Origin of the sequence: Hathewaya limosa (genome assembly GCF_030815255.1) — a bacterium.
Classification (GTDB): Bacteria; Bacillota; Clostridia; order Clostridiales; family Clostridiaceae; genus Hathewaya; species Hathewaya limosa.
The window spans coordinates 16,685-31,001 of sequence record NZ_JAUSWN010000016.1 but is presented as its reverse complement, the minus strand read 5'-3'; the positions used below and the strand labels follow the sequence as shown (position 1 = coordinate 31,001).

8 protein-coding genes and 1 riboswitch are annotated in these 14,317 nt (G+C 27.5%); of the genes, 7 read left to right on the top strand and 1 reads right to left on the bottom strand.

The features are described 5' to 3' along the window. Window positions 1-172 precede the first annotated feature (172 nt). The 7 genes from QOZ93_RS09755 to QOZ93_RS09725 all read left to right on the top strand — a co-directional run bounded on the left by QOZ93_RS09755 (window position 173) and on the right by QOZ93_RS09725 (window position 12,763). Window positions 173-1,609, top strand: a complete 1,437-nt coding sequence (locus QOZ93_RS09755) for a thiol-activated cytolysin family protein (RefSeq protein ID WP_422723882.1) — start codon at window positions 173-175, stop codon at window positions 1,607-1,609. Between the two features lie 160 nt (window positions 1,610-1,769). Then, window positions 1,770-1,867: riboswitch (TPP riboswitch) on the top strand. Between the two features lie 398 nt (window positions 1,868-2,265). Further along, a complete protein-coding gene (thiC, locus tag QOZ93_RS09750; RefSeq protein WP_307356098.1) occupies window positions 2,266-3,576 on the top strand; it encodes a phosphomethylpyrimidine synthase ThiC in 1,311 nt (436 codons plus the stop codon). A 77-nt stretch (window positions 3,577-3,653) separates the two neighbouring features. Next, a complete protein-coding gene (gene purF / locus QOZ93_RS09745; RefSeq protein ID WP_307356097.1) occupies window positions 3,654-5,021 on the top strand; it encodes an amidophosphoribosyltransferase in 1,368 nt (455 codons plus the stop codon). A 155-nt stretch (window positions 5,022-5,176) separates the two neighbouring features. After that, window positions 5,177-5,578: a transporter gene (locus tag QOZ93_RS09740; protein ID WP_307356095.1), complete on the top strand. Its 402-nt coding sequence runs from the start codon at window positions 5,177-5,179 to the stop codon at window positions 5,576-5,578. Window positions 5,579-5,798: 220 nt separating this feature from the next. Next, window positions 5,799-7,463: an amidohydrolase gene (locus tag QOZ93_RS09735; protein ID WP_307356094.1), complete on the top strand. Its 1,665-nt coding sequence runs from the start codon at window positions 5,799-5,801 to the stop codon at window positions 7,461-7,463. A gap of 312 nt (window positions 7,464-7,775) precedes the next feature. Further along, window positions 7,776-9,656, top strand: a complete 1,881-nt coding sequence (gene htpG / locus QOZ93_RS09730) for a molecular chaperone HtpG (protein ID WP_307356093.1) — start codon at window positions 7,776-7,778, stop codon at window positions 9,654-9,656. A 338-nt stretch (window positions 9,657-9,994) separates the two neighbouring features. Beyond that, the gene (locus QOZ93_RS09725; protein WP_307356092.1) at window positions 9,995-12,763 is read left to right on the top strand and encodes a leucine-rich repeat domain-containing protein; all 2,769 of its coding nucleotides are present in this window, start codon (window positions 9,995-9,997) and stop codon (window positions 12,761-12,763) included. A gap of 135 nt (window positions 12,764-12,898) precedes the next feature. On the opposite strand, the gene QOZ93_RS09720 is transcribed toward QOZ93_RS09725, so the two are convergent. Continuing rightward, on the bottom strand, window positions 12,899-14,119 hold the full coding sequence (locus QOZ93_RS09720; protein ID WP_307356091.1) for a NupC/NupG family nucleoside CNT transporter: 1,221 nt from the start codon (window positions 14,117-14,119) through the stop codon (window positions 12,899-12,901). Window positions 14,120-14,317: the final 198 nt, after the last annotated feature.

Genomic DNA, 14,317 nt, shown 5'->3' with positions numbered 1-14,317 from the left:
AACTAAGGAGAATATTAATTTACCAAAAAAACAAAGTGCTGTAAGTAAACAAAGAACAAAAGAAAATTTAAATAGAGTAAAAAAAGTAAATGTAGTTAGTAAAGAAAAAAAATATGTTGCCACAAATAATAAATACACAAGTCTAGATGAGTCAAATCAATATTATAATCTAATGGTAATGAATCCTATGATGTCAGGTGAACAAAATTATAATGATATAGATGAAAATATATATAGTTTAGAATATGATCCTGTTAAAATATTATCTTCAAATGGAGAAAAAATAGAAAATTTTAGACCAGCAGAAGGATTCGAGAATCCAGATAAATATATTGTAGTTAAAAGGGAGAAAAAAAGTATTTCAGATTCTACAGCAGATATAGCTGTTATAGATTCTATGAATGATAGAACTTATCCTGGAGCAATTCAACTTGCAAATAGAAATCTTATAGAAAATAAACCAGATATAATTTCTTGTAATAGAAAACCAATTAGAATAAGTGTTGATCTACCGGGAATGAGTAAAGATGGAATAAAAAATGTTAAAAATCCTACATATTCATCTGTAAAGTCAGCAGTTAATTCTCTATTAGATACTTGGAACACAAAGTATAGTAAAAAATACACTATTCCAACAAGGGTTAGTTATTCTGATTCTATGGTATATAGTAAGTCACAAATATCTACGGCCTTTGGATGTAATTTAAAACAGTTAAATAAGGAATTAAACATAGATTTTGATGCTATTTTTAAGGGACAAAAAAAGGTTATGCTTATTGCATATAAGCAAATTTTTTATACAGTAAATGTGGATGCTCCCAATAAACCATCTGATTTATTTGCAGACAATGTAATGTTTAAGGATTTAAAAGTAAGAGGTGTTAATAAAGATAACCCACCAGCATATGTATCAAGCGTTCAATATGGAAGAACAATTTATGTAAAACTTGAGACAACATCTAAAAGTTCAAATGTAAAGGCGGCATTTAAAGCATTAATTAATAAGCAAGATATACATGGAAATGCAGAATATAAAGATATATTAAATCAAAGTTCATTTACAGCTACAGTATTAGGTGGTGGTGCAGAACAGCACAATAAGGTAGTTACTAAAAACTTTGATGAAATAAGAGAAGTAATAAAAAATAATGCAGTATATGGACCTAAAAATCCAGGATATCCAATTGCATATACAACTACATTTTTAAAGAATAATGCAGTAGCTACAATAAAGAATAAAACAGATTATGTAGAGACTACATCTACAGAATATACTAATAGTAAAATTGCTCTTGTTCATAAAGGGGGATATGTTGCACAATTTGATATTTCATGGGATGAAGTTAAGTATGATAAAAATGGAAAAGAAATACTTGAACATAAAACATGGGAAGGAAATTATAAAGATAGAACATCACCTTTTAATACAGAAATCCAGTTAAAAGGAAATGCAAGAAATGTATGTGTTAAAATTAGAGAATGTACAGGTCTTGCGTGGGAATGGTGGAGAACTATAGTGGATGTTAAAAATATTCCATTAGTTAAAAAAAGAACATTTTCTATATGGGGAACAACACTATATCCTGCAACATCAATTGATGAAGAGTAAAATATATAGTTAATAAATATCCTATGGGATACAACCTTAAAAGGTTTATTCCATGGGATATTTTTATATTTATATTAATTAAGGTAAAAATAAATATTCATTGCAAAGCTTTCCTATTTTACATATGATTAAATTGTAGTATAATATAGGTAATTTAATAAAAAAATGCTAGAGGTGCCGTTATGGCTGAGAGGAGAAATCTAACTCTATGAACCTGATTTGGTTAGTACCAACGTAGGGAAGCATATATGTTTACTTTAAATAAGTTTACTAATTAATAAGTTTACTAATTAATAAGTTTATGTATAAAAGACTTGCCTTGAGCAAGTCTTTTTTTATGCAGTTTTATATATCTTATAATTAATGATTTTATATTAACTTTTAAAGATTTTATGAAATTTTAGCTTATTAAAAAATACTTGTATGCAAAATAAAAAGCATAGAGATTGATAGACTTATTGTTAAAGAATTAAAGATGCATTTAAGAAAGCTAGATACAAAATTATTTTTAGAAAAATAATAATTTTGCAATGGCAAAGTAATTTAAGAAAATGAAAGACCAATATCTTTAGCAGTAAACCCAAAAGTTAGAATTGTAGTCTCAGTATAGGTCACCCAGTTTAAGTTTAACTATATATATTTAGGGAGGATTAATAATGAATTATACAACTCAAATGGATGCAGCCAAGAAAAAAATAGTAACAAAAGAAATGAAAGTTGTTGCCGAAAAAGAGAATATGGATGTAGAGGTGTTAAGAGAATTAGTAGCAACAGGGCAAGTTGCTATACCTGCTAATAAAAATCACAAGTCATTAAGTCCAGAAGGTGTTGGAAAAGGATTAAAGACAAAAATAAATGTAAATTTAGGAATTTCAAAAGATTGTCCATCAATAGACAAAGAGATGGAAAAAGTTAAAAAAGCAATTGAAATGAAAACCGAAGCAATTATGGATCTTTCAAATTATGGGAAAACAGAAGAGTTCAGAAAAAGATTAGTAGAATCTTCATCTGCAATGATAGGAACTGTTCCAATTTATGATGCTATAGGTTTTTATGATAAGGAAATAGATGAAATTACAGTAGATGAATTTTTTAGAGTTGTTGAAAAACATGCACAAGATGGGGTGGATTTTTTAACAATTCATGTTGGATTAAATAGAGAAGTTGCAGAAACATTTAAAAGAAATAAAAGACTTACTAACATAGTATCTAGGGGTGGATCACTTTTATTTGCATGGATGGAAATTAATAAAGCGGAAAATCCTTTCTATGAGTATTTTGATAGGTTGCTTGATATATGTGAAAAATATGATGTTACTTTAAGTATTGGAGATGGATGTAGACCTGGTTGTTTAAAAGATTCTACAGATGCTATCCAAATAAAAGAACTTATAACTTTGGGAGAATTAACTAAAAGAGCTTGGGAGCATAATGTACAAGTTATAATAGAAGGGCCAGGACATATGTCATTAGATGAGATCAGAGCTAATGTGGAATTAGAGAAAAAACTTTGTCATGGTGCTCCATTTTATGTTCTAGGACCATTAGTAACAGATGTTGCACCAGGATATGATCATATAACATCAGCTATTGGGGGAGCCATAGCATCAGCATATGGTGTAGATTTCTTATGTTATGTTACTCCAGCAGAGCATTTAAGATTACCTAATCTTGATGATATGAAGGAAGGAATTGTAGCGACTAAAATAGCAGCTCATGCTGGTGATTTGGTTAAAGGTGTTAAAGGTGCAAGGGAATGGGATAATGCTATGGGTAAAGCTAGAGCAGACCTAGATTGGGATAAAATGTTTGAACTTGCTATAGAAGATGAAAAACCAAGGAGATATAGAAAAGAATCAATGCCAGAGTGTTCAGATAGTTGTACAATGTGTGGAAAAATGTGTGCGGTTAGAAGTATGAATAAAGTTTTAAAGGGAGAGGCTGTAGACATATTTAAGGACAAATAATATTCTTGTAGAAGTAAAAAGTCGTTGATGCTTAAAATATCAATGACTTTTTACTTTTAATGGAGGAGATTAGAAAAATGCTTCAAGAAGACAAATTGAAAGAAGAATGTGGAATATTTGGAGTATATTCAAACAAAAATTTTAATGTGGCAACTATGATTTATTATGGGTTATGTGCTCTTCAACATAGAGGAGAAGAAAGTGCTGGAATTGCAGTATGTAAAGAAAAAAGCTTAAAGTACTATAAAGATATGGGATTAGTGTGTAATGTATTCAATGATAAAACCTTACAGTCTTTAAATGGAAATGTTGGAATAGGACATGTAAGATATTCTACAACAGGTTTAAGTGAAAAAATAAATGCTCAACCTATTCTAGGAAAATTTAAAAATAATATTATTGCCATGGGCCATAATGGAAATTTAAAAAATGCAAGGGAACTAAGAAAGTGTTTACAAAATAAGAAATATAAATTTGAAACAAGTATAGATTCAGAAGTGATTTTAAAATTAGTTGAAATGAATCAAGAAAATAAGAACTTAGAAGAGGCAATATTAGAAGCTTTAAAATTAGTAAAAGGTTCCTATTCTTTGGCATTTGTTATAGAAAATAAATTAATAGGGGTTAGAGATCCACATGGCATAAGACCTCTGTGTATGGGAAAGCTTGGGGAAGATTATATTTTGTCATCTGAGAGTTGTGCATTTGAAAGTTTAGGAGCTGAATTTATAAGGGATGTAGAACCTGGGGAAATGATTGTAATAAATGAAAATGGATTTAAATCTATAAAATTAAAACAAAATTTTCAATGTAATACTTGTATTTTTGAATATATATATTTTGCAAGACCAGATAGTATAATAGATGGATTTAGTGTTTATGAATCAAGAGTTATGGCTGGTAAGAAACTTTATGAAGAAGAAAAAATTGATGCAGATGTTGTACTTGGTGTTCCAGATTCAGGTATACCAGCAGCAGAAGGATATGCAGAAGCTTCAGGTATACCCTTTAAGGTAGGGTTTGTAAAAAATAAATATGTTGGCAGAACATTTATAGTTCCTTCTCAATGTATGCGACAGAAAAAAGTTGCTCTTAAGTTAAATCCTTTAAAGAGTATTGTTAAAGGAAAAAGAGTAATTGTAGTTGATGATTCTATAGTAAGAGGAAATACAAGTAAATATTTAGTGGATAGTATAAGAAAAGCTGGTGCTAAAGAGGTGCATTTTAGAGTAGCATCTCCAATTATAAAATATCCTTGTTATTTTGGTATTTCAACACACAATAGAGGAGAACTTATAGGTGCTAATAAGTCGGTAGAAGAAATTAAAGAGTTTTTAGGTGTGGATAGTCTTAGATATTTAAGTATAGATAGATTAATTAGTATTTTTAATAAGAAAAAATATGGATTTTGTTTAGGATGTTTTAATGGAAAATATCCAAGATAAATAAGAAATTATAATAAATATATATGAAAATAATCTAGAATATTGTAAATATATTAACTGTTTTAGACATATATGTAGTAAAGTATATGGACGTGATAAACGATATAAATATTACTAAAGTAATTGAAATGATTAAAGTGACGGGGGACTATAATATGAAAAAAAGTTTCATACTAGAACAATGTAGAAGAATTGAAGTTATACATTCAGAAGAGAGTGAAGAGGCAAAAGCAAATAATGAGAAATGGTTAATTGTTTATAATGAAGGATATAAAGAAGTAATCAATGATTTTAAAAGTTTACTTAAAAGTACTGGTAGCAATATGGGGATAGGTAAGAATGAAAAGCAAGTATTAAAAAAATGGTTGAAAAAAGTAATAAAACAATCACATAGTAATATAGCGGAATTAGACAAAAAATATAATTATGTCAATAATATAGAAGAAATTAGTGAAGAGGATAAAATAAATTATAATTTCAATTTTGGAATGGATTGTATGGCATATACCTTAATCGATATTCTTGATAGAAAATTATATGTAAATAAGTTGAAATAAATTCTAAGTAAAATAAAAACTATGGTTCCTAGCCATAGTTTTTATTTCTATAATGCATAGAATTAAAGAAATTTGAAATTAAATACATATTTTAGAAAAAATAGTGTAATACAGTGAATTAATTGTAAAGCATTGTATGAATATATTGAAAGTTCTCATAGATAATGTTATAAAAGAGTTATAAAGTAGGTTTAACATATTAAGGGGGACAAACTTAAAAATGAATATTTCTAAAACATGGAATCCATATGCAGATATTATTTTAATTAATGGGAAAATATATACAGTAGCTATTACTATTGATGAAATTAAGAAAGGAAAAACTCAATTCCCTATTTTAGATAAGGGTGTTGTTGCAATTAAAGATGGAAAAATTATTGAAGTTACCAATACAAATGATATTAATAAGTATAAAGGTGAAAATACTAGAGTCATTGATCTAAATGGAAAAGTTGTAATCCCAGGAATGATTGATAGTCATATGCATGCTTTTTTTGCTGGAATAAATATGATGAACGTAGAATTAAGAGGTACTAATTCATTAGATGAGGTTTTAAAACTATTAAAAGAAAAGGTAGATGTAACAAAAGATGGAGAATGGGTTAATGGACAATGTTGGAATAACACTGTTTGGAAAGATGATAGATTCCCAACTCGTGAGGATTTAGATAAAGTATCACCAAATAATCCAGTTTTTCTTATGAGACTTTGTTATCATGTAGCAGTTGTAAATACTAAAGCTTTAGAATTAGCTGGAATTACAAAAGATACTCCAGATCCAGAGGGTGGAGTAATTGGAAGATATGAAAATGGAGAACCTAATGGACTATTATATGAAAATGCAGCTATGGGATTAGTACAAAAAGTAATACCACCACTTACAAGTGAAGAATTAGTAGAAGCAATTAATGTAATAGGACAAGAGTTAATATCACAAGGTATTGTTGGTGTAATTGATGCTAACTTAAGTGTTGAACAAATGCGTGCATATTTCAAGGCGTATAAAGATGAAAAATTAAAATATAGGGCACGTTTAATGTATTATCTAGATACAGCTGTAGGATCAGTTAAAGATCATCTAAGAAGGTTAGATGAAGCTTCAACTACAACAGGGTTTGGTAATGATATGCTTAAGTTAAATGCAGTAAAAATAACATTGGATGGTATTCCAGCAAGTAAAACTGCATTTATGAGAAAACCTTATAAGTTAGATCCATCAACTCGAGGATTTACTACTGTTGTAGAAGATGAACTTAAAGAAATGGTAGTTAAATCTCATAAGTTAGGATGGCAAGTTGGAATACATACTGTTGGTAATGCGGCAGCAGATGTGGCATTAGAAGGATTTAAGGAAGGACATAAAATAAGTCCTATACAAGATAAAAGGCATTATCTTATCCATCATCCTTGGCCAGTTAAGGAACAATTGGAAACTATGAAAGAATTAAATGTAGGGGTAGCCTTACAACCAACTATGCTTCATTTGTTAGGGGAGGCACCGGTATTACATGAAGAAATGGCACATCAGAATATACCATGCAAAACATACTTTGATAATGGTATTGTAGCAGGTGGAAGTTCAGATTGTCCTGTAGTTCCTTTTAATCCATTTTTGGGAATGTGGTCAGCAGTAACACGTCTTGATTCAGAAGGTAACTTATGGGGAGCAGAGGAGAGAATAACGCCTGTACAGGCCTTAATTATGTGGACAAAGAATTCTGCCTTTTTCTCTCATGAAGAGGATATAAGAGGATCAATTGAAGTAGGGAATTTAGCGGATTTAGTAGTAGTAGATCGTGATTTTGTTCAAGGGCCAGTAGAGGAAATTAAAGATACTAAAGTTATTATGACTATGGTAGATGGTAAAATTTTATATGAACATTAAGCAATTTTAAACATTTTAGGTCATTAATAGATTAAATTTATTAATGACCTTTTAAAGTTAGTATAGGATATATAATTAAATCAATTTTATAATATATAAGGAATTTTAGGTATTATTTAATATATAATAAGAATATCTTGTATATCCTCTAACATAATATAATATGGTTAAGAAATTAAAGAAGTTTTTAAAATTTCATTGACATAATAAAAAAAATATGGTATATAAAATTATATATTAGCACTCAACTTTAAAGAGTGCTAATAATTATAAAATATATAATTAGGTTCTTTATTGAAAGGGGAGAGTTAATTGGAAACAAAACAATTTAAGGCAGAATCTAAAAGAATTTTAGATCTAATGATTAATTCCATTTATACTAATAGAGAGATTTTTTTAAGAGAACTTATTTCAAATGCTAGTGATGCAATAGACAAAATTTATTATAAAGCATTATCAGATGATTCGTTAAGCTTCGAGAAAGATAATTATTATATTAGAGTAGATATTGATAAAGAAAATAGACTTTTAAAAATTTCTGATACTGGTATAGGAATGACAAAAGAAGAATTAGATGAAAATCTTGGAGTTATTGCAAAAAGTGGATCCTTAGATTTTAAAAAACAAAATGAATTAAAAGATGGATATGATATAATCGGTCAATTTGGTGTAGGATTTTATTCATCATTTTTAGTTGCTGATGAAGTTACAGTTATTAGTAAAGCTTTTGGCAGTGATAAAGCATATAAATGGAATTCTAAGGGTGCAGATGGATACTCAATAGAAGAATGTAAAAAAGATTCTGTAGGAACAGAAATTATACTTAAGGTAAAAGAAAGTACAGAAGAAGAAAATTTTGATCAATACTTAGATGAATATAGATTAAGATTAATAATAAAAAAATACTCTGATTTTATTAGATACCCAATAAAAATGGATGTAACTGAGAAAAAACTTAAAGAGGGTAGTAAAGATGAATATGAAGACTACACAGAAGAACAAGTTATAAATAGTATGGTTCCTATATGGAGAAAGAATAAAAAGGAACTTAAAGATGAAGACTATAATAACTTTTATTCTGAAAAACACTATGGTTTCGATAGTCCTCTAAGTCATATTCATATTAGTGCTGATGGTATGGTAAGTTATAATGCAATTTTATTCATACCAGAAAAAACTCCATATGATTTTTATACAAAAGAGTATGAAAAAGGATTAGAGTTATATTCAAATGGTGTTTTAATTATGAATAAATGTGGAGATCTTCTACCAGATTATTTCGGATTTGTAAAAGGAGTAGTAGATTCAGAGGATTTATCACTTAATATATCTAGAGAAATTTTACAACATGATAGACAATTAAAACTTATTGCTAAAAATATAAAAAATAAAATAAAATCTGAATTAGAACATTTATTAAAAGATGAAAGAGAAAAATATGAAAAGTTCTATGAATCATTTGGATTACAGTTAAAGTATGGAGTATACAGTGACTTTGGTGCAAATAAAGAAGTATTACAAGATTTAATAATGTTCTCATCATCAAAAGAGAAAAAGATGGTTACTTTAGATGAGTATGTTTCAAGAATGCCAGAAGATCAGAAGTATATTTATTATGCAACAGGTGAGTCAATTGAAAGAATAGAAAAACTTCCACAAACAGAATTAGTTTTAGATAAAGGATATGAAATTTTATACTTTACAGAAGATGTAGATGAGTTTGCTATAAAAATGCTTGATAAATATAAAGAAAAAGAATTTAAATCAGTATCAAGTGGCGATTTAGGTATAGAATCTGAAGAAGAGAAAAAATCTAATGAAGTTGAGGAAAAAGAAAATAAAGAGTTATTTGATGATATGAAAGAAATGTTATCAAATAGGGTTAAGGAAGTTAGACCATCAAAAAGATTAAAAAATCATGCTGTATGTTTAGCTAATGAGGGTGAAGTTTCAATTGAAATGGAGAAAGTATTAAATTCTATGCCTAATAATCAAAACATAAAAGCAGATAAGGTTTTAGAAATTAATACAAATCATGATGTATTTAAATCATTACAAGAAGCGTATACACAAGATAAAGATAAATTTAAGTTATATACAGAATTATTATATAATCAAGCATTACTTATAGAAGGACTAGAAATAAGTGATCCTGTGGAATTTACAAATAATATTTGTAAGATAATGAAATAAGCTAATTTGTTAAAAAATATATAATTTATATAAGTTGAGAATATATCCTATAAAATAGTGAAAACAATCTATTTTATAGGATATTTTTCTTTATAAAAATATATTTTTTTTATTTAAAACTTATAAAATATCTAAATTTACATATTTATTAAATATTAATATAAAATATAGAAAATTCAAATAGCAATTAAAATATGTATAGAAAATGTATATAAACCAAAATATTTACAATTATAAAAATAGATGATATATTAAGAAAAGTGTGCGAAATATATAAATTAATGACGTAATTTGTATATAAAATACAATATATATATATATAAAGGAGAGAAAAGGTTATGCGCAAAAAATCAACGTTTATTGCACTATTAATATCATTTGCTATGATATTTTCATTTACTGGACAACATCTTGTTATGGCATATGTCATAAATAAGGATGAACTTGTAAAGCCTAAGGAAAAGGATATAATACAAGATACACTTTTAAATTGGGTAGTAAGATGTTTAATAAACAGAAAACCAGAGTATGTACAATTAACAAAAGAGAGTTTAAAAGGATTAGAAGAAGTATATTATTCAGAGGGAGATCATTACGATTTATATGAATTTAACGTATTTGTTAAAAATATAGAAGGACTTCAATATGCTACAGATGCTAAAAGAATTTTATTACCATATAATGAAATATCAGATTTAACTCCCTTATCAAATTTGACAAATGTAAATAAAATAATTTTAAACGATAATTTTATAAGTGATATTACTCCATTATCTAATCTAACAAAGATGAAAATTATTAATCTATTAGATAATAAAATTACATCTTTAGAACCATTGTCTAAAATGACTGAACTTGAAAGTTTAAATGTAGGATTTAATAAAATAAGTAATACTAAAGTATTAAGTAATTTTCCTAAGTTGAAATATGTTGATTTGACATATAATGAAATAAAAGATATTAGTTCTTTAAATAATTTAAAAGAGATCGAAACTTTATTATTAGGAAATAATAAAATTAAAGATATAAGTCCAATTTCTAATATGACAAAATTAAAAGAATTAGATATTAGTTCTACTGAAATGGATGATATTAGTTGTCTAAAAAATCTTAGAAATCTTGAAATATTAAGATTAAGTAATAATCCCAAGATAAAAGATATTAGTCCACTTACGAACCTAACAAAATTAAATGAGAAAGAATTATGGTTAAGTAATACAGCTATAGCAGATCAAAAAGAAAATTTATTTAAGGTTATTAAGGTAAATAAAAAAATCAATGCATTTAAAGCTAATTATATTACTCTTAAAGATAAGGAAAAAGTAAAGGAAGCAAGAAAAGCATTTGATTTACTTCCATCTGAATTAAAAAAATATATTCCGGAGCTTAGAATAACCGCTGCGGAAGAAAATATAACAAGACTTGAAAAGGGGGAAGATAAAAAAGTATATCCTGAATTAGCTGAATTTGATAAACAACCAATAGAAAAAGATATAAATTTAAAAGTTTTAACAGCTAAAGTTGAAGATAAAAATGGACATCCCTTAAATAATATAAGTTTCAATCTTGAAAATTCATTTGGAAATGTATTAAAAACGATAAAGTCGAGTGACCAAGGGATTATTAAACATAATCTTATGACATGGGATTCATACATGAAATATAAAATAACACTTTCTGATAAAACTAAATATACATCTAATAGAGAAAACATTAGCTTTAAAACAAATGGCAAAAGTGAAATTTGCGAAATCAATGGAAAAGCAGCAACAGGTGAAGAAGAAATAAAGTTTATTCTTACAGAGAATGAAGGGATAAATAAAGTAGATAAATCAAATTTAGAAAATATTATAAAAGATGGAGAAAACAAAGATAAAAATAACTATACAAATGAAAGTTATGATGCATTAAAGAAATTAATAGATTCAGCTAAAACTGTACTTTTAAAGGAAGATGCCACTCAAGAAGAGGTTAATTTAAAAGTTGATGAAGTTAAAAAAGCAATAAAAAATTTGGTAGAAAAAGGATCAACTCCACAGGAATTAGATAAGGGCTGTTTATATGTTAAAGTAGTGGATAACAATGGTCAACCATTAGTTGGAGTTAAATTTCAATTGGATAATGATTATAGCCATAAAGATAAGAAACCAGTATATTTGACTTCTAATGAAGAAGGGATCGTGGAATATAAGATTCCAAATTGGATGGCATTTATGAATTTTAAACTTTCATTAAAAGATGATAGATATGATTCAAATAGCAAAGAAATTAATTTTAAAACTGATGCATATGGTAAAATTGAGAAAAATAAAGAATTTAAGTGTGTACTTAAATCTAAGGAACAAGTAAAACCAGATGTAAAACCGGATGTGAAACCAGATGTAAAACCAGATGTAAAACCAGATGTAAAACCAGATGTAAAACCAGATGTAAAACCAGATGTAAAACCAGATGTAAAACCAGATGTAAAACCGGATGTGAAACCAGATGTAAAACCAGATGTAAAACCAGATGTAAAACCAGATGTAAAACCGGATGTGAAACCAGATGTGAAACCAGATGCAAAACCAGATGTGAAACCAGATGCAAAACCAGATGTAAAACCGGATGTAAAACCAGTGGATAAGTTATATGAAGAGGCATATAATGCAACTATAAAATGTTTAAAAATAGGAACTCAAGAGTCAATAAAAGAAGCTAGAAAGGCTATTAGTAAATTACCAAAATCATTAGATTGGGCCATTGGAGAATTTTCAAAACAAGTTGATACAAAACAACATCCTATATTTGTTCAAATAGTAGAGTCCATAAATAAATGTAATATAACTAAATTACAAGCTGATATTAATGAAGGAAGAAAGCTTGTTAAAGATGTTATAGAAGATAGTTATAGAAAAACATGGTCAGCAGAACTTGATAAAGTCCAACAAGTGAAAATAAACAATTTAGTTAATAATATAAAACAATTAAAAGAAGATATAGACAATCCAAGACTTGTAGAAAATGTAAAGAAAGAAATTAAAGATATAAAAACAGTAAAATATAATGATGTCGTTGAAAAATGGTTAAATGACTGGAACAAAATAATAAATATTATTATAAAATAATCATATGCTAAAAGGTACTGGTATTTAGAAATTATTTTCTAGTTTACTCAGTACCTTTTATTTTACACATAGAAAGTAGGCTAGTTTATGTGTAATTTATTTTAATAATATTTCTAAAGTAAGTTTTTTTAGATATTAAAATAATAAACCAGCTATAGTAGCAGTTAAGAAGGCTGATAATGTTCCTGCTAATACGGCTCTTAAACCAAGTTTGGCTACATCTTTACGTTTATTAGGAGCTAAACTTCCTATAGAACCTATTTGAATAGCTATTGATCCAAAGTTAGCAAAACCACAAAGCGCGTAAGTTAAGATCATTATAGTTTTAGGATTTAATGCTTTTTTAGCTATTAATGGAGCTAAATTACCATAAGCTACAAATTCATTTAATACAACTTTTTGTCCTAAAAGATTACCGGCAGTTGCAATGTCAGAAACCGGAATACCCATAATGTATGCAATTGGTGAGAATAATTTACCAAATAACCAATTCAGGCTTAGGAAATTTGCACCAAAGAATCCACCAATAAATGATAAAGTATAATTTAAAAATGCTATTATAGCTACAAAGGCTATTAATAGGCCACCAACATTTATTGCTATTTGTATTCCTTCTAGAGCACCATTTGCGGCTGCTTCTATTACATTATTAGCGGTTTTATCTTTTTCTAATTTTATTGTGTTTTTAGTTAATGGTTCATCTACTTCTGGTATCATAATTTTAGAAATTACAAGTCCTGCAGGTGCGGCCATAACACTAGCTGCAAGTAAGTGAGAAGCATTAACACCCATAGCAACATATCCAGCCATAACACTTCCAGCAACTGTTGCCATTCCTCCAACCATAACTGCAAATAATTCCGAGGTTGTCATATCTTTTAAATATGGTTTTATGATAAGAGGAGCTTCATTTTGACTTAGAAAAATATTAGATACTGCAGATGTTGTTTCAGCACCACTAGTTCCTAAAAGTTTTGCAAGTCCTTTAGCTATTACAGATATAATAACTTGCATTATTCCAAAATAATATAATATCCCCATAAGAGCAGAGAAAAATATTATTGTTGGTAATACTTGGAATGCAAATACAAATCCTATAGATTTATTATTTAATAAATTTCCAAATATAAATTGAGCACCTTCGCCGGTAAAACTTAAAAGTTTGTCTACGATTTTACCTAATAAAGCAAAGAATTTTTGACCTATGGGAATTTTTAGAACTAATATAGCAAAAATTCCTTGAAGAGCTAAGCCTATTCCAACTAGTCTCCAATTAATAGCTTTTTTATTATTAGAAAATAAATAAGCTATTCCTAAAAAAATAAATAAACCTAAAATACCTATTAATTTGTTCATAATGATTTCTCCATACGTGTCAGTTTTGGTTAATATAATTAACAAAAGCTTAATTATATTAAAATCCTACATATAAATATAAGTTAAATTTATATATTTTTCAACATGATTTTTAAAAACTCTGTGTAAATGATATTAACTTAACTCTACATAAGTGTAGTTCTATCAATATATAGAATAAAATTTTAAGTTGATAAA

What these genes read in the sequence shown, in the direction of transcription:
- QOZ93_RS09720 (WP_307356091.1), bottom strand. Translation starts at nt 14,119, where the DNA reads ATGAACAAATTAATAGGTATTTTAGGTTTATTTATTTTTTTAGGAATA.
- thiC (WP_307356098.1), top strand. Translation starts at nt 2,266, where the DNA reads ATGAATTATACAACTCAAATGGATGCAGCCAAGAAAAAAATAGTAACA.
- QOZ93_RS09755 (WP_422723882.1), top strand. Translation starts at nt 173, where the DNA reads ATGGTAATGAATCCTATGATGTCAGGTGAACAAAATTATAATGATATA.
- QOZ93_RS09740 (WP_307356095.1), top strand. Translation starts at nt 5,177, where the DNA reads ATGAAAAAAAGTTTCATACTAGAACAATGTAGAAGAATTGAAGTTATA.
- purF (WP_307356097.1), top strand. Translation starts at nt 3,654, where the DNA reads ATGCTTCAAGAAGACAAATTGAAAGAAGAATGTGGAATATTTGGAGTA.
- QOZ93_RS09735 (WP_307356094.1), top strand. Translation starts at nt 5,799, where the DNA reads ATGAATATTTCTAAAACATGGAATCCATATGCAGATATTATTTTAATT.
- QOZ93_RS09725 (WP_307356092.1), top strand. Translation starts at nt 9,995, where the DNA reads ATGCGCAAAAAATCAACGTTTATTGCACTATTAATATCATTTGCTATG.